The sequence below is a fragment of the Chishuiella sp. genome (genome assembly GCF_032109125.1).
Classification (GTDB): domain Bacteria; phylum Bacteroidota; class Bacteroidia; order Flavobacteriales; family Weeksellaceae; genus Empedobacter.
Genome location: NZ_DAMCLZ010000001.1, coordinates 438463 through 455918, shown reverse-complemented (window position 1 = coordinate 455918; position 17456 = coordinate 438463). Strand labels below are relative to the sequence as shown.

The following is a 17456-nucleotide window of genomic DNA, read 5'->3' as shown; positions in this document are numbered from 1 at the left end:
ATTTTTAAAAGTCTACGATTTTAATTATATTTATGATTACTTAAAATTCAATCATATATAAAAACATAAATTATGAATAATTTACTTGACGCTATTGATACAAAGTCAAAAAAGTTCGAAAATACAGTTTCTATAGTTACTACAGGAGCTGCAGCAGGTATAGCAATTTCTAAAGCAATACGAAAAAATGAAAAAATAGGAGCTGCTTTGGGAGTTGGAGTTGGATTATTAATCTATACAATGTTTGGTGCTGAAAATGAATTAAAAAAAGAAAATAAAAAATTAGAAAAAAAGCTACATCGTTTAGAAAATAATCATGAATTATGATGTATTACTCAATAATACAAATACCGAGTTTTCTTATTTTGTAATAATTACATATAAATTATTTATATTTGCGATATAAAATTTACTTAAAATGTTCCAAAATCTTCAGGATAAATTAGATAAAGCTTTACATACATTAAAAGGAAAAGGACAAATTACAGAAATTAACGTTGCTGAAACTGTAAAAGAGGTGCGTAGAGCACTTGTTGATGCCGATGTTAGTTTTAAAGTTGCAAAAGATTTTACAAATACTGTAAAAGAAAAAGCACTTGGTGAAAATGTAATTACGTCTTTGAATCCTGGACAATTAATGGTAAAAATTGTTCATGATGAATTAGCAAAATTAATGGGAGGTGAGGCTACCGAATTAAAAATAGAAGCTAATCCTACAATTATATTAGTTGCTGGTTTACAAGGTTCTGGTAAAACAACGTTCTCTGGTAAATTGGCAAGTTTCTTAAAAACTAAAAAGAATAAAAAAGTATTATTAGTTGCTGGTGATGTTTATCGTCCTGCAGCCATCAATCAATTACAAGTTCTTGGAGAACAAATTGGTGTTGATGTATATGCTGATTTAGAAAATAAAAATCCTGTAACAATTGCACAAGCTGCAATTGCACAAGCTAAACAAAATGGTAATAATGTAATTATTGTCGATACTGCTGGTCGTTTAGCAATTGATGAACAAATGATGGAAGAAATTCGTCAAGTACATCAAACAATAAACCCTACAGAGACTTTATTTGTTGTAGATTCTATGACAGGTCAAGATGCTGTAAACACAGCAAAAGCTTTTAATGATGTATTAGATTATAATGGAGTTGTATTAACGAAATTAGACGGTGATACACGTGGTGGAGCTGCTTTAACAATACGTACTGTTGTAGATAAACCAATTAAGTTTATTTCTACTGGAGAGAAAATGGAAGCCTTAGATGTTTTCTATCCAGAGCGTATGGCTGATCGTATTTTAGGAATGGGAGACGTTGTATCTTTAGTAGAACGTGCACAAGAACAATTTGACGAAGAAGAAGCTAAACGTTTACAAAAGAAAATTGCAAAAAATAATTTTGACTTTGAAGATTTCTTAAAACAAATACAACAAATCAAACGTATGGGAAATATGAAAGATTTAGTTGGAATGTTACCAGGTGCTGGTAAAGCTTTAAAAGATGTTGATATTAATGACAATGCTTTTAAAGGTGTTGAAGCAATTATTCATTCAATGACAATTAAAGAACGTCAGAATCCAAAACTTATAGATAATTCTCGTAAAAAAAGAATTGCTGCTGGATCTGGAACATCTTTACAAGAAGTGAATCAATTATTAAAACAATTTTCTGAAATGGGAAAAATGATGAAGTTCATGAATTCTGCTGGTGGTAAAAAGATGATGGAAACAATGTCTAAAAATATGCCTGCTGGTGGTTTCCCTGGAATGCCAAAGATGTAATTATATATTATTAATTAAATTATATTTTAAAGACTTAATGAAAATCATTAAGTCTTTTTTGTTTTGAGTATAATCTTATTAATAGAGGATTATTTATTTTCTTATTTAACATAATAAATCTTATTAATATAATATTTCTTTGAAATATTATTATTATAATATATATTATGTTAAATAGATGTTTTTTTATTAATACATCTAATAACTTCTCCAATTTTCATTAAAATATATTTTTAATTTCTCTTTTCAATTTTAGTTTTAGGTCTTGTCCACAATCAAAAATCATTTGTTCGTTTGAAGGAAATGGAATAACTCTATTATCTAACATTTTTAAATAATCTTTATCTAGAGCTCTTTTATCACCAGTATAATTTCCAACGTAGTTTGAAAACACAAAATTACTTGACAATTCCTTAGAAATTACTTGTTCATCTTTATTATTATTGATTAAATAATATCTTGCTAAAATTATAGCTTCTTTAACTCTATATATTTCTTCAAATTTACTTTTCACGGTTATATATTTATCAACCATTATAACTTTACCATTCTCATCTTTTACTTTTTCTCCATTTTTAATTAATTCTGTTTGTCCATCAACAATTTCTTTTTCAAATTTATGTACTTCTACTTTTTCCTTTTCTGGAGAAACAAATACTCTTTCAAAACTTAGTTGAATTGTATAATCATATGCATAATTAGGATTCCTTGTATAAAATTCAGCCCACTGCTTATCTAATCCATAAGAATTAAAATTTAATAAATCTCTTTCGAGCATTATAGGGATAACGACATTTGTATTGTTTGATAATTGAACAAAAACCTTATATGTTCCTTGCTCTTTAGCAACATTTATTAAATTACGAGTATCCTTATAATTAGGGTAAATTGATTCTAATTTTTTGAATCTATAATATGCATCTTGACCACCATTTTTATCATTCAAGGCAAGAAAAGATTGTCCTTCATTATATAAAAAATCAGCATATTTTTCTTGAATTTCTTTAAATGCAAGAGAATAATCTTTTAAATTAAAATTAATTCTTTTCCCATTTATAGATTTTCCATCTATACCTACAATACATTTTTGACGATCTTGTAAGTTATTAATAAGAATATAGGCCTCCTCATATTTAGAAGGATTGCTTAAATTCTGTATTTCTTTTAAACGTGCTTCATCAGCTTTTTGAGCTTTACTATATGAATCATATATAAGAGGTAAAAATTTAATTCCATTTTTTTCCGTAGGACTTTTTATGTATTTATTATAAGATAAAGTAAATGCATTATGAAAATCTCCTGAAACTAAAGATGAGTTTGCATCTTTATAAGTACTACAATTCGTTAAAATAAAAAATATGAATGGCAGAAAGTAAAATTTTAATTTCATTTAAGTTAAATAAATTTAATTGTTTTATTCAAATTGATTCTAAATATATAATATTATTATCAAATTATGTAAATGAATAACACATATAATTTACGAAATTTGTTATAGAAAAATAACGATATGAATGATACTATAAATATTCCCATTTTAAATTTAGATTCAGAAGAACAAAATTTAAAGCTAGATAAATTTTTATCTGAATTAGATTTGTTGGATAGTTATTCCATTCATCCAAATGAGATTTCTATTACAGCAAAAAAACTTCCTAAAGCTTCTTTAAAAGTTTATGAATTTTTAAAACAAAATAATTTTAAAATAAATTCTATAGAAAAATCATATCCTGTACTTAACATGACATGTGCTTCTTGTGCAAGTAGTTCTCAAGCAAACCTTAAAAGACAATATGGTGTTGTGAATGCTGATGTTAATTATGGTAATGGTATTGGAAAAATAGAGTTTATTCCTTCATTAACTAATCCAGAAAAGTTAAAAAATTCTCTTATTTCTGTTGGTTATGATTTGGTAATTGATGAATCAAAAAATCAAGATGCTGAATTAGAAGAATTGAAAGATAATCATTTAAAGCTCCTAAAAAGAAATGTAATTTATTCACTTATTTTTGGTATCCCACTTTTTATTATAGGAATGTTCTTTATGGATATGCCTTATGCAAATTATATTATGTGGGCTTTGTCCACTCCTATTCTATTTCTATTTGGTCAGCAATTTTATATCGGAGCGTGGAAACAATTAAAAAATAAGTCAGCTAATATGGATACACTTGTTGCTCTTAGCACGAGTGTTGCCTATTTATTTAGTGTGTTTAATACTTTATTTCCATCTTATTGGTATAGCAAAGGGTTACATCCACATCCTTATTTTGAGGCTGCAGGATTAATTATTGTTTTTATTTTGATTGGAAAATTAATGGAAGAGAATGCTAAAGGAAATACTTCCGAAGCTATAAAGAAATTAATTGGATTACAACCAAAAACTGTTCAAATTATATCTGAAGGTAAACAAAAAGAAATTGCAATAGAAAATGTAAATATTGGAGATATTATATTGGCAAAAGCAGGAGAAAAAATAGCTGTAGATGGAATTATTGTAGATGGAAATTCATTTGTAAACGAAAGTTCTTTGACTGGTGAACCTATTCCTATTGAGAAAAAAATAGATTCTAAAGTTTTCTCTGGAACTGTTAATCAAAACTCTCCTATTCAATATAAAGCATTAAAAGTTGGAAATGAGACATTACTAGCTCAAATCATACAATCCGTTAAAAATGCACAAGGAAGTAAAGCTCCAGTACAAAAATTGGTCGATAAGATTGCAGGAGTATTCGTACCAACTGTAATTATAATTGCTTTACTAACTTTTATAACTTGGATTGTACTTGGTCAAGAAAATTCTTTTACAATGGCACTATTATCTATGATAACAGTTCTTGTTATAGCTTGTCCTTGTGCTTTAGGTTTAGCGACACCTACAGCTATTATGGTTGGTATGGGTAAAGGTGCTGAACAAGGAATTTTAATTAAAAATGCAGAAAGTTTAGAATTAGCAAAAAAAATAAATACAATTATTCTTGATAAAACAGGTACAATAACTGAGGGAAAACCAAAAGTACAAGAGATTGTTTGGTTTGATGAAAACCCATCTATCAATATACTTTATACAATAGAAAAAAATACGACGCATCCACTCGCAAATGCTATTGCAGATTATTTAGGAGAATATGATATTTTACCTGAATTAAAAATTGAAGAAATAGCAGGAAAAGGTTTGAAATGTAGTTATTTAAATAATGAATATTATATTGGTAAAATTAATTGGTTAGATGAATTAAATATTCCTAAATCTAAAGAATTTGATGAATCAGTAACTAATTTTTTAAATGAAAATTATACCATTTCTTTTTTTGCAAGTAATGATAAAATTATAGGTTTAATTGGTATCTCTGATGAATTAAAAAGTAACTCAATAGAAGCTATTCAAACTTTACACGAGCATAATATAGAAGTTTACATGGTTACAGGAGATAATGAATCTTCTGCAAAAGCAATTGGTGAAAAAGTAAAAATAGATAAAATAGTTGCTAATGCTTTACCAACTGATAAAATGAATATTATTAAAGATTTACAACAGCAAGGTAAAATTGTTGCTATGGTTGGTGATGGAATTAATGATAGTGCAGCCTTAGCACAAGCAGATGTTTCTATTGCAATGGGGAATGGTTCAGATATTGCAATTGATGTAGCTCAAATTACACTAATTGGTGGAGATTTAATAAAAGTAAATAAAGCAATCAATTTATCTACACAGACAGTAAAAACAATTCATCAAAATTTATTCTGGGCATTTATTTACAATGTTATTGGAATACCAATTGCAGCGGGTATCCTCTATCCTATTAATGGCTTTTTGTTAAATCCTATGTTAGCTGGTGCAGCAATGGCTTTAAGTAGTGTAAGTGTTGTTACTAATAGCTTGTTTTTAAAATATAAAAAGATTTAATTAGAAAACTATTTAATACAAAAAATGCCACTCAATTGAGTGGCATTTAATTTTTTATAATAATTTAATTAATCTATTACTTTAGCAATTAAATCAAATTCATATGCTTCTGTAATCTCTACATTTACAAAATCACCAATAGGTAAATAAGTATCAATTGCAGAAATTAAAACTTCATTATCAACATCAGGAGAATCATGCTCAGTACGACCTATAAAATTATCTCCTTCTTTTCTATCAATCATTACTTTAAATTGTTTACCAATTTTTTCTTGATTCAAATCGTAAGAAATCTGAGATTGAATTTCCATAATCTCTTCTACTCGTCTTTGCTTTACTTCTTCAGGAACATCATCTTCTAAATTGTAAGCATGTGTATTTTCTTCATGAGAATATGTAAAACATCCTAAACGATCAAATTTTTGTTCTTGTACCCAAGCTTTCATTTCTTGGAAATCTTCCTCAGTTTCACCAGGATAACCACAAATTAGCGTTGTACGAATAGTCATATTAGGAACTTTCTCTCTAAACTGAGCTAATAAAGCATCTGTTTTTTCGTGAGTAGTACCACGACGCATTGATTTTAAAATTTTAGATGAAATATGTTGTAAAGGAATATCAATGTAATTACAAACCTTTGGTTCTTCTCTAATTACGTCTAATACATCTTCTGGAAAACCAGAAGGAAAAGCATAATGTAAACGAATCCACTCTATACCTTCAACTTTTACTAACTCTTTTAATAAAGAAGCTAATTCACGTTTTTTATATAAATCTAAACCATAATAGGTTAAATCTTGTGCAATTAAAATTAATTCTTTTGTCCCATTTTTGGCTAAGTTAGTTGCTTCTTTAACTAATTCTTCAATAGGACGAGAAATATTCCCTCCTCTCATTAATGGAATAGCACAAAAAGAACATGGTCTATCACATCCTTCAGCTATTTTTAAATAAGCATAATGGCGTGGTGTTGTTGTTAAACGTTCTCCAACTAACTCATGTTTATAATCAGCACCCAATGCTTTTAATAATAAAGGTAGTTCTCTTGTACCAAAGTATTGATCAACATCAGGAATTTGTTCTATTAAATCTGGTTTATAGCGTTCCGATAAACATCCAGTAACAAATACTTTTTCCACTAAACCATCTTCTTTACGTTGAACATAATCTAATATAGTATCTATACTTTCTTCTTTTGCATTATCAATGAAACCACAAGTATTAATCACAACAATATCTCCTGATTGTTCATGTACAACATCTTTACCATTAGCTTTCAGTTGACCCATTAACACTTCAGAATCATATACGTTTTTAGAACAACCTAATGTAATAACATTAATTTTCTTTTTTCCTACCGATTTAGTACGCATTCCTTTAATTTAAGTTTGCAAAATTACAAAATATCTGAGAGATATAATCTATTGTATTGTTTGGATTCATTATAAATAACTACTGTCTAACTTTACTAGATGAAATAACTTTTTATTTAAAATTATTCTAAATAAAATTGGACAAATGAATCTTTTTGTTAATATTTGTACTTTATTTAGACTTAATAAAAATGAAAAAACTATTCATCACTTCGGCAATCTTAGCAATTCTTGTAAGTTGCAATAATAAAGAATCAGATAAACAAGCTGTTTCTGAAACCAAAACTGAAAATGCTATTTCAAATGAGAAAATCGTTTCATTGAATGGAGCTATAACTGAAACATTAGCAGATTTAGGATATGAAAATAATTTAGTTGGTGTAGATGTAACAAGTACTTATCCTACTTCTGTAAAGCAAAAAGCTAAGGACTTAGGACATGTACGTTCTTTATCTATTGAGTCTTTATTAGCTTTAAAACCTACTAAAGTTTTCGCTACAGATAAAGATATAACTCCAGAACAAATATCTCAATTAGAAAATGCTGGAATATCAGTCGAAATAATTAAACAAGATTATTCTATTGATGGAACAAAAAATTTAATAAAATCTGTTGCTACAACATTAAATAATACAAATTATGAATCATTAGATAATAAGATAGATAGTGATTTAAAAAATTTAAAATCAATTAGTACAAAACCTAAAGTATTATTTATATATGCTCGTGGAGCTGGAAACCTTATGGTAGCTGGAAAAAATACTCCAATGGAAAAAATAATTAGCATTGCTGGAGGTGAAAATGCAATTACTGAATTTGACGACTTTAAACCTCTTACTCCAGAAGCTGTAGTAAAAAGTAACCCAGATTATATTTTAATGTTCGACAGTGGTTTACAAAGTATTGGAGGTGTTGATGGTGTTTTAAAAATAGAAGGAATAGCTTCTACAAATGCCGGAAAAAATAAAAAAATAATAGCAATGGATGGACAATTGGTTTCTGGTTTTGGACCAAGAGTTGGTGAAGCTGCAATACAGTTAAACGAATTATTACAAAAATAAATTCTAAAACAATAATGTATCCGCAAATCAGAATACATGTTTCTCTATTAACATTTTTTATTTTAATAGTAGCTATTATCGCTTTATTTTTAGGTGTTTACAAATTTAATGATTCAATTTTTTCAATTATTATTAATGCATTTAAAAATAGGACAGCAATAGATTCTAGTGATTTTTATGTACTTTTCGAATTAAGATTACCTCGTATAATTATGGCTATTCTTGTTGGCTCTGGATTAGCTGTGGCAGGAACTTGTTTACAAGGAATTTTTAAAAACCCATTAGCATCACCAGATTTAATAGGAATAACATCAGGTAGTACTCTATTTGCAGCGATTACAATTGTATTAGGAGCATACATAAAGAATTTTGTCCCAGAAATTATCCATTTTTCATTACTTAGTTTAATGGCTTTTATAGGTGCTATGTGTTCAACAGTTTTTGTTTATAAAATTTCTTCACACCACAGTAAAACAAATGTTACAATATTATTATTGGCCGGCGTTGCAATTTCTGCTTTATGTGGATCTGCAACGGGATTACTAACTTACCTATCGACAGAAGAAGAATTAAGAAACTTAACTTTTTGGACACTTGGAAGTATTGCAAGTGCAAACTGGGACAAAATTATAATTCTTACCTTTATTATTATAATAAGTTTTTTCTTTTTAATAAGAAAAGGGAAAACTTTAAATGCAATGATGTTAGGAGAAAAAGAAGCTGAACATCTTGGAATTAATGTAGAAAAAACAAAAAGACAGATTATAGTTTTTTCGGCTTTATTAGTTGGAACAATTGTATCTTTTTGTGGAACAATTGGATTTGTAGGTCTTATAGTTCCATATATTTTACGATTAGTTTTTAAATCAAACTATGTTATTATTTTACCACTGTCTGCCTTTTTAGGTGCTATTCTTGTAATTATAGCTGACACAATAAGTAGAACATTAGTGGCTCCTTCTGAAATTCCAATTGGAATATTAACCTCATTAATGGGAGCTCCTGTATTTATATCAATATTAATGAATTATAAAAAATCATTGTGATGTTAAAGGCTGACAAAATAAATCTTGAGTATAAATCCTTTAAAATACTCAAAAATCTTTCATTTGAATCAGAATCAGGAAGGATGTTAGCTATTGTTGGACCAAATGGAGCAGGAAAATCATCATTATTAAGTTATATTGCTAATGAAATTAATCCTAAATATAATTTAATTAAACTAAAAAATATTCAATTAAAAGATTGGGAAAAAGAAGAATTAACACAACATAAAGCAAAATTTTCTCAACATCAAGCGAATGATATTACACTTACAGTTGAAGAAATAGTTTTAATGGGTCGTTATCCATATTTTAATCATCAACCACAAAAAAATGATATTGAATCCATAGAGTATTGGATGAAAAAAACTAATATTCAACATTTAAAATCAAGAGAATACAATCACTTATCTGGAGGAGAAAAACAAAGAGTTCATCTTGCACGTATTTTTTCTCAGTTAGATAATGAGAATAAGCATAAATTGATTCTATTGGATGAACCTTTAAATAATTTAGATGTTTCTCATCAATTTAATCTTCTTGAAATATTAAAAGAATTTACATCAAAAGGAGATTTAGTAATTTTAGTAATACATGATCTTAATTTAGCTTCACAATTTGCAGATGAAATTATCTTAATGAATAAAGGTGAAATTGTTGCTCAAAATTCACCAGAAATGATATTTAAACAAGACATAATATCAGAAGTATATCAATTTCCTTGTACAATTTGTGAAAATCCTATAGATCATAAACCCTTAATTTTATTCGGCAAAAAAACAAAAATTATGAATACTACAAAAGATTTAAAAAAATTATGGAATGATTTAAAAATAAATCAACCAAAAATAAGAATACGTAATGCAGCCAAAGAATTAGGTGTTAGTGAAATGGAATTATTAGCAACTGATTTAAATGAGAATGTTACTAAACTTAAACCTGAATTTGCAGAAATATTACAAGACATAGAGTCGTTAGGAAAAGTTATGGCCTTAACTCGTAATAATGAATGTGTACATGAACGTAAAGGAATATATTTAAATCCTGATTTTTCATCACCTTATGCTCAATTATTTGTAGGAGAAGATATTGATATGAGAATTTTTTTAAATCATTGGAAATCTGCTTTTTCTGTAATAGAAAAATCTGAACATGGAGAGCGTAAAAGTTTACAATTCTTTGGTAAAGATGGAGAGGCTATTCATAAAATATATTTAATTCCTCAAAGTGATGATGTAGCTTTCAAATCTTTAGTTGAAAAGTATAAAGATGAAAACCAAACAGATATACCTTTAATTGAAAAAGTAGAAACTATTATTAATGAAAAACCTGATAGTGAAATTGATGTAGAAGGATTTCATCAATCTTGGATTGACTTAAAGGATACACATAATTTCTTTACAATGCTAAGAAAATTTGGAGTTTCAAGAACACAAGCACTTCGCTTAGCTCCTACTGATTATCATGCTAAAAAAATTGAAAAAGAATCAATTGTAAAAATGCTAGAAAAAGCAGCTGATACTGAAACTCCTATTATGGTTTTTACTGGAAACAAAGGAAATATACAAATACATACAGGAAATATAAAACGAACAATGTGGCATGAAAACTGGTTTAATATTCTTGACCCAGATTTTAATATGCATCTTGATATGAATGGAATTACTGAGTCTTGGATTGTTAGAAAACCTACTGAAGATGGAATTGTTACAGCTATAGAAGTTTTTAATGATAAAGGAGAAATTATTGTTCAATTCTTTGGTAAAAGAAAACCTGGAATTCCAGAACTAGAACAATGGAGAACTATTTGTGCTGAATTAAACTAATATCAATTATAACCTCATTTTTTTATACATTTTACAACAAAAAAATCTTGGTCAAATGACCAAGATTTTTTTATTTATATAATTCTAATAATTATGCTAATCCGATTAAACTAATCCATGCAGTACCAATTACTAGGTAAATGAATAATAATAAAACACCTATTATTAAACCATATTTCCACCATGTTTTTAATTCTACATAACCACTACCAAAAAATACTGGAGCTGGTCCGTGACCATAGTGAGTTAATGTTCCATATACAGATCCCATAAAACCTAACATAAGAGCTAAAAGTCCTGGAGGAACTCCTAATGAAACACCTACACCTAACAAAGCAGCATACATTGCAGCAACATGAGCTGTAGCACTTGCAAAAATGTAGTGACTAAGGAAATAAATGATAATGATAAGAGGATAAGCATAATGCCAACTCATACCACCCATTTCTCCTTTAACCAAGTTACTGAACCATCCTATGAAGCCTAAATCGTTTAAAGAACTTGCCATCATTACTAAAACAGCAAACCATACGATAGTATCCCAAGCACCTTTTTCAGATTTTACATCATCCCATGTAAGTACAGAAGTAAGTAATAGAATTGATAAACCTAAGAAAGCTGTTGTTGTTGCATCAATTTTAAATAAATCACCAGTAATCCATAAAGCTAGTAAAATGAAGAAAGTAATTAACATCAAAATTTCAGGTTTTGATAATTTCCCCATTTCTTTTAATTTTTGAGATGCTACACGAGGAGCGTCTTCAGTCTTTTTTAGTTCGGGTGGGTAGATTTTATATAATACAAATGGTGTTACTATAAATGCTATTACACCTGGAACTAAACCAGCTGCAGCCCATGACATCCAAGATATATTTATCCCTAAATCAGCAGCAAATTTTTGACACATGGGATTACTTGCTGTACCAGTTAAGAACATAGAAGAAGCAATTAAGTTCATGTAATAACAATTTAATGTTAAGAATGATCCTAATTTTCTATTTGTCTCTGGTTTAGAAGCATCAGAATCAAAGCTTAAAGCCATAGATTTCATGATAGGATAGATAATTCCACCACCTCTAGCTGTATTACTAGGGATAGCAGGAGCTAAAACTAAATCAGCAAGTCCTAAACCATAAGCAAGTCCTAAAGTACTTTTACCAAAAATTTTAATGAAAATAAATGCAATTCTATTACCTAAGCCAGTTTTTATAAAACCACGAGCAATGAAAAAAGATATACCTATTAGCCAAATAACTTTGTCTCCAAATCCTCTTAAGCTTAATGTGATAGATTTACTTGCATCTCCAGGAGCTAATAATTGAAAAAAGGAAATAAAAGCAACTGCAAGCATACACATTACTCCCATAGGAGCAGCTTTTAAAATAATTCCTAAAATTGTACTAACGAAAATTGCAAATAAATGCCATGCTTCGGGTGTAACTCCTTCAGGAATTGGAATAAACCATATTGCTAATCCTACAACAAATGTAATAATTAGACTTTTTACATCAATATCTTTCATAAAAAGATGTTTTAAATATTTGTTTTAATTATTTTAACTTAGAATCTACAATTGTTATTATAGAAATGCCAAATTAGAGTTTTAGTTGTTATATAGGTTTTTTAAATTCAATTGGTTATACCTTCTTTGTTCAATCAATTATTTAATTTATATTTTCAAAAATTCCTCCAAATTATAATAATTTGGAGGAAATATACTACAATTAAAGGTTTAAGCTTTAATACTTTAAATATTTGTATATTAAAACATTAATACAGTTTAAACGATTAATCATTTATTTTATTTTTTCTTAAATTTCAATAGATTTGATCTATTAAATTCATAATTCATATGAGCAATATTTAATACTGAAACTCCCTGAGGGCATTCAACTTCACAAGCTTCGGTATTGGTACAATGACCAAAACCTTCCTGATCCATTTGATTAATCATATTCAGTACTCTACTCTCTCTCTCCTTCTCAGATTGAGGCAGAATAGCCAATTGGGTAACTTTTGCAGAAACAAATAAAGCAGCACTACCGTTTTTACATGTTGCAACACATGCACCACATCCAATACATGCAGCAGAATCAAAAGCAGCTTCTGCAACTTCGTGTGATACTGGAATTGTATTAGCTTCTGGAGCTTGCCCTGTATTTACTGAAACATAACCGCCTGATGAAATTATTCGATCAAATGCACTTCTATCTACTTTTAAATCTTTTTTAATAGGAAATCCTCCTGCTCTAAAAGGTTCAATATAAATAGTTTCACCGTCTTTAAATTCTCTCATGTGTAATTGACAAGTTGTCGTATGTTCTATTGGTCCATGTGCATTACCATTAATTACTAATCCACATTGGCCGCATATCCCCTCTCTACAATCATGATCAAACTCTACAGGTTCTTCATTTTTTGATATTAGTTGATTATTTAATGTATCTAACATTTCCAAGAAAGACATGTGTGTATTAACATTGTCTATTGTGTAATTCACTAATTTACCTTGTGCACTACGGTTTTCTTGTCTCCATATTTTAAGATGTAATTTCATAATATAATTATTTATAACTACGTATAGTTGGTTTTAAATATTCAAAAGTTAGTTCTTCTTTGTGTAGAATTGGTCTTGTATCAATATTCCCTGGCCATTCCCAAGCAGATATAAATTGATATTCTTCATCATTTCTTTTTGCTTCACCATCTTCAGTTTGATATTCTTCTCTGAAATGTGTTCCACAAGATTCATTTCTTGTTAATGCATCATAACACATAAGTACACCAATTTCAAAGTAATCTGCTACACGCCCAGCTTTTTCTAATTCTGAATTAATAGAATCAGTTTTACCTGTAACATTTACTTGTTCATAAAACTCTTTACGAAGTTTATTGATTTCGACAATAGCAAACTCTAAACCTTCTTTTGTTCTTGCTAAACCACAATAATCATATAATAATTTTCCTAATTTCTTATGAAAATAATCAACAGTTTTGTTTCCCTTAATGTTTAATAACTCCTCTAATTTTTTCTTTGTTTCTAATTCAGCAATATCAAACTCTGGATGAGTTGTAGATACTTTTTCAGTTTTCAATTCTCCCGCTAAATAATTAGCAATCGTATAAGGTGCAATAAAATATCCATCAACAGATGCTTGTAAAAGAGAGTTAGCCCCTAAACGATTTGCTCCATGATCAGCAAAATTTGCTTCACCTAATGCAAATAAACCAGGAATTGTTGTCATTAATTCGTAATCTACCCATAAACCACCCATTGAAAAGTGAGCTGCTGGAGAAATCATCATTGGTTCTTTGTATGCGTCTATCCCTGTAATCTTCTGATACATAGTAAATAGATTCCCATACTTCTCTTTTATTTTGTCTTTTCCTTGCTCTCTGATTGCCTTAGAAAAGTCCAAATATACGGCATTTTTTAGAGCTCCAATACCAAAACCAGCATCAATTCTTTCTTTTGCTGCTCTTGAAGATATATCACGAGGAGCTAAATTACCAAATGCAGGGTATCTTCTTTCTAAATAATAATCTCTTTCTTCTTCGGGAATATCGTTAGCTATTCTAGTTTCGTTTTCTTTTAAAGGAACCCAAATTCGACCATCATTTCTAAGAGATTCAGACATTAAAGTTAATTTTGATTGATAATCTCCTGATTGAGGTAATGATGTTGGGTGAATTTGTGTCCAACTTGGAGAAGCGAAATAAGCACCTTTTTTATGAGCTCTCCAGATAGCTGATCCATTGCATCCCATTGCTAAAGTCGATAAGTAATATATTTTACCAAAACCTCCAGTTGCAAGTATTACAGCATTTGCAGCATATCTTTCAATTTCTCCTGTTTCTAGATTTCTAACAATTACACCTTTTGCTTTGCCATCAACTAAAACTAAATCTAGCATTTCATGATAGGTAAAAAGTTGAACTGTTTTCTTTTCAACTTGACGCATCAAGGCTTGATATGCTCCTAGTAGTAGTTGTTGTCCCGTTTGTCCTCTTGCATAAAAAGTTCTAGATACTTGTACTCCACCAAAAGATCTATTATTTAAATATCCTCCGTATTCTCTACCAAAAGGCACACCTTGAGCAACAGCTTGATCGATTAAATTTGTAGAACATTCTGCTAAACGATATACATTAGCTTCTCTTGCTCTAAAGTCTCCTCCTTTTAATGTATCTACAAACATTCTGTAAATACTATCGCCATCATTTTTATAATTTTTAGCTGCATTTACACCTCCTTGAGCTGCAACAGAGTGTGCTCTTCTTGGTGAATCTTGAAAACAAAACGTTTTTATATTGTATCCCATTTCTCCTAAAGAAGCAGAAATTGAGCTACCAGCTAAACCAGTTCCTATTACAATCACATCAAGCTTTTTTCTATTTGCTGGATTAACTAGTTTTGCTGTTTTTTTATAATTTGACCATTTATCTTCTAGTGGTCCTTGTGGTATTTTTGCATCTAATTTCATAAGTAGTAATAATTAATGAGTGATATATATATAAATTGGCATTAAGGCAAAACCTACACAAATAATAACTGAATAAACAATACCAAATACTGCTACCCAACGTACATATTTTGGATGAAATAATCCTAATGTTCTAATTCCACTAGATAATCCATGAATTAAATGATAGAATAATGCTATCATAGCAATAACATATACAATAACAATCCATAATTGTTGAAAAGCAGTTACAACTACTGTATACAAATCTTTATTACCAGATGGATCTAACCCTATATTACCAAATTTATATACATACCAAAAATTTTGAAAGTGCATAACTAAAAACAGTAAAATAATTGTTCCTAATATGCCCATGTTTCTTTTATACCATTTACTAGCTCTACCTCGATTATCTTTATTGTAATTTCCAGATGATTTTTTATTTTGCACTGTAATAATTAATGCGTAAACGACATGTGCAATTATAGATAAATACAAAACATAAGAAACTATTTTTATCAAAGGGTTACCTGAGAGAAAATGAGAATATGCATTAAAATTATGTTGAGCTGTTTGTTCATCTAAAAATAGCTGTGTATTTCCTAAGAAATGTATTAATAGGAAGAACGAAAGAAATAACCCTGTAGAGGCCATTAAAATTTTCCTAGTGAGTGTATTCATTGGTTAATAATTTTTAATTAATTTATCATTTTAAATTTACAAATTTCTGAAGGAAAAATTATTAATCAAACTTATTAATAAGACAAATTAATCCTAATTTAAAATAGTTCTATTTAAAAGGGTTAAAGAAGTAATTATTTAAAATATTATTAATCAATTAAGATTTATTGATTATTAGTTTTATATATAAAAAAACAGAGCAATTAATTGCTCTGTTTTTTTTATATCATATCAAGTTTAAATTAATCTAAAACTTCCATATCAAAATATAATGTAGCATTTGGTGGAATTACACCACCAGCTCCTTGTGCACCATATCCTAATTGAGAAGGAATAATTAAAAATACTTTTGTTCCTTTATTAAACATAGTTAAAGCTTCCATCCATCCTTGAATTAACCCTGTAACACCTACAGTAACATCTAATGGTTGATTTCTATCATAAGAAGAATCTAATTTTTCTCCATCATTCAAACGTAATGAATAATGCACTTTAATAGCATCCCCATGAACAGGCTTTTCACCTTTACCCTCTTCAATAATCACGTATTTTAATCCAGAAGGAGTTACTTCAGCTTTTGCTTCTAATTCTTTTTGACGAGCAATTTCAGCATCTTTTTCAGCTTTTTCTTTTGCTTCTAATTCAGCTTGTTTTTTAGCATGATTTGCTTTTGCATCATCGAAAGCCTTAGCTCCATCATAATTTTTATATTTATCACCTTTACGAGCGATTTCAACTTTTTCTATTACTACAGGAACAACAGGTTTGTCATCTCTTGTTTTTTCCACAGCTGCTATAGAATCAACTACATCTAAACCTTCTATAACTTGTCCAAAAATTGTATGACGATTATCTAACCAAGGGGTAGGCACCTCTGTAATAAAAAATTGAGAACCATTTGTAGCAGGTCCAGAATTTGCCATAGATAAAACACCTTTTTTATCATGTTTTAAACTTGGATCAAATTCATCTTCGAAATCATAACCAGGACCTCCTGTTCCTCTACCATCAGGATCACCCCCTTGTATCATAAAATCTTTAATTACACGGTGAAAAATGATTCCATCATAAAAAGGAACACCTTTAGCTTTAGCTTTATTTTCTTTTTTTCCTTCTGCTAAACCAACAAAGTTAGCAACAGTCATAGGTGCTTCTTCTTCGTATAATTTGATTGTCATTGCTCCGTGATTTGTCGTCATTTTTGCATACAATCCTTCTTCTAAATTTTTAAATTCTTCTTTGCTCATCGATTTTGGAATTTTAACGCCACAACTAATTAATGTAGTAATGACTGTTAAGATTAATAATATTTTTTTCAT

13 protein-coding genes and 1 pseudogene are annotated in these 17456 nt (G+C 28.8%); 7 read left to right on the top strand and 7 right to left on the bottom strand.

The window, feature by feature from the left end; genetic code table 11:
• The first annotated feature begins 72 nt into the window (after positions 1-72).
• Positions 73-327, top strand: coding sequence for a hypothetical protein (locus RT575_RS01995; protein WP_313376123.1), 255 nt, complete (start codon positions 73-75; stop codon positions 325-327).
• Positions 328-418: 91 nt separating this feature from the next.
• Positions 419-1780 (top strand): signal recognition particle protein, encoded by a 1362-nt coding sequence (gene ffh, locus RT575_RS01990; protein ID WP_313384252.1) that lies wholly within the window; start codon positions 419-421, stop codon positions 1778-1780.
• A 220-nt stretch (positions 1781-2000) separates the two neighbouring features.
• Here ffh and RT575_RS01985 read toward each other — a convergent pair whose 3' ends face one another.
• Positions 2001-3170, bottom strand: a complete 1170-nt coding sequence (locus RT575_RS01985) for a hypothetical protein (protein WP_313578402.1) — start codon at positions 3168-3170, stop codon at positions 2001-2003.
• Positions 3171-3290: 120 nt separating this feature from the next.
• Here RT575_RS01985 and RT575_RS01980 point away from each other — a divergent pair, with 120 nt between their 5' ends.
• Positions 3291-5687 (top strand): heavy metal translocating P-type ATPase, encoded by a 2397-nt coding sequence (locus tag RT575_RS01980; protein ID WP_313578401.1) that lies wholly within the window; start codon positions 3291-3293, stop codon positions 5685-5687.
• Positions 5688-5755: 68 nt separating this feature from the next.
• On the opposite strand, the gene rimO is transcribed toward RT575_RS01980, so the two are convergent.
• Positions 5756-7060: a 30S ribosomal protein S12 methylthiotransferase RimO gene (rimO, locus tag RT575_RS01975; RefSeq protein WP_313578399.1), complete on the bottom strand. Its 1305-nt coding sequence runs from the start codon at positions 7058-7060 to the stop codon at positions 5756-5758.
• Between the two features lie 191 nt (positions 7061-7251).
• Here rimO and RT575_RS01970 point away from each other — a divergent pair, with 191 nt between their 5' ends.
• The 4 genes and pseudogenes from RT575_RS01970 (at position 7252) to RT575_RS01955 (ending at position 10990) form a co-directional block, all read left to right on the top strand.
• The gene (locus tag RT575_RS01970) at positions 7252-8121 is read left to right on the top strand and encodes an ABC transporter substrate-binding protein (RefSeq protein WP_313384257.1); all 870 of its coding nucleotides are present in this window, start codon (positions 7252-7254) and stop codon (positions 8119-8121) included.
• A 14-nt stretch (positions 8122-8135) separates the two neighbouring features.
• Positions 8136-9167: an iron ABC transporter permease gene (locus tag RT575_RS01965; RefSeq protein ID WP_313578397.1), complete on the top strand. Its 1032-nt coding sequence runs from the start codon at positions 8136-8138 to the stop codon at positions 9165-9167.
• Positions 9167-9871, top strand: a pseudogene (locus RT575_RS01960) (ABC transporter ATP-binding protein); the annotation flags it as partial. The gene RT575_RS01965 and the pseudogene RT575_RS01960, both read left to right, overlap by 1 nt.
• 81 nt (positions 9872-9952) lie before the next feature.
• Complete coding sequence (locus RT575_RS01955; protein ID WP_313578662.1) at positions 9953-10990, top strand: ChuX/HutX family heme-like substrate-binding protein; 1038 nt, start codon at positions 9953-9955, stop codon at positions 10988-10990.
• 91 nt (positions 10991-11081) lie between these two features.
• Here RT575_RS01955 and RT575_RS01950 read toward each other — a convergent pair whose 3' ends face one another.
• From RT575_RS01950 to RT575_RS01930, 5 genes are all read right to left on the bottom strand, one after another.
• Complete coding sequence (locus tag RT575_RS01950) at positions 11082-12512, bottom strand: anion permease (protein WP_313578395.1); 1431 nt, start codon at positions 12510-12512, stop codon at positions 11082-11084.
• Between the two features lie 279 nt (positions 12513-12791).
• Positions 12792-13547: a succinate dehydrogenase/fumarate reductase iron-sulfur subunit gene (locus RT575_RS01945; RefSeq protein WP_313578393.1), complete on the bottom strand. Its 756-nt coding sequence runs from the start codon at positions 13545-13547 to the stop codon at positions 12792-12794.
• A gap of 7 nt (positions 13548-13554) precedes the next feature.
• On the bottom strand, positions 13555-15474 hold the full coding sequence (locus tag RT575_RS01940) for a fumarate reductase/succinate dehydrogenase flavoprotein subunit (protein ID WP_313578391.1): 1920 nt from the start codon (positions 15472-15474) through the stop codon (positions 13555-13557).
• Positions 15475-15486: 12 nt separating this feature from the next.
• Positions 15487-16137, bottom strand: a complete 651-nt coding sequence (locus RT575_RS01935) for a succinate dehydrogenase cytochrome b subunit (protein WP_313384265.1) — start codon at positions 16135-16137, stop codon at positions 15487-15489.
• 242 nt (positions 16138-16379) lie between these two features.
• Positions 16380-17456: a peptidylprolyl isomerase gene (locus RT575_RS01930; protein ID WP_313578389.1), complete on the bottom strand. Its 1077-nt coding sequence runs from the start codon at positions 17454-17456 to the stop codon at positions 16380-16382.

What these genes read in the sequence shown, in the direction of transcription:
- RT575_RS01940 (WP_313578391.1), bottom strand. Translation starts at nt 15,474, where the DNA reads ATGAAATTAGATGCAAAAATACCACAAGGACCACTAGAAGATAAATGG.
- rimO (WP_313578399.1), bottom strand. Translation starts at nt 7,060, where the DNA reads ATGCGTACTAAATCGGTAGGAAAAAAGAAAATTAATGTTATTACATTA.
- RT575_RS01995 (WP_313376123.1), top strand. Translation starts at nt 73, where the DNA reads ATGAATAATTTACTTGACGCTATTGATACAAAGTCAAAAAAGTTCGAA.
- RT575_RS01950 (WP_313578395.1), bottom strand. Translation starts at nt 12,512, where the DNA reads ATGAAAGATATTGATGTAAAAAGTCTAATTATTACATTTGTTGTAGGA.
- RT575_RS01945 (WP_313578393.1), bottom strand. Translation starts at nt 13,547, where the DNA reads ATGAAATTACATCTTAAAATATGGAGACAAGAAAACCGTAGTGCACAA.
- RT575_RS01985 (WP_313578402.1), bottom strand. Translation starts at nt 3,170, where the DNA reads ATGAAATTAAAATTTTACTTTCTGCCATTCATATTTTTTATTTTAACG.
- RT575_RS01930 (WP_313578389.1), bottom strand. Translation starts at nt 17,456, where the DNA reads ATGAAAAAAATATTATTAATCTTAACAGTCATTACTACATTAATTAGT.
- RT575_RS01965 (WP_313578397.1), top strand. Translation starts at nt 8,136, where the DNA reads ATGTATCCGCAAATCAGAATACATGTTTCTCTATTAACATTTTTTATT.
- RT575_RS01935 (WP_313384265.1), bottom strand. Translation starts at nt 16,137, where the DNA reads ATGAATACACTCACTAGGAAAATTTTAATGGCCTCTACAGGGTTATTT.
- RT575_RS01955 (WP_313578662.1), top strand. Translation starts at nt 9,953, where the DNA reads ATGAATACTACAAAAGATTTAAAAAAATTATGGAATGATTTAAAAATA.
- RT575_RS01970 (WP_313384257.1), top strand. Translation starts at nt 7,252, where the DNA reads ATGAAAAAACTATTCATCACTTCGGCAATCTTAGCAATTCTTGTAAGT.
- RT575_RS01980 (WP_313578401.1), top strand. Translation starts at nt 3,291, where the DNA reads ATGAATGATACTATAAATATTCCCATTTTAAATTTAGATTCAGAAGAA.
- ffh (WP_313384252.1), top strand. Translation starts at nt 419, where the DNA reads ATGTTCCAAAATCTTCAGGATAAATTAGATAAAGCTTTACATACATTA.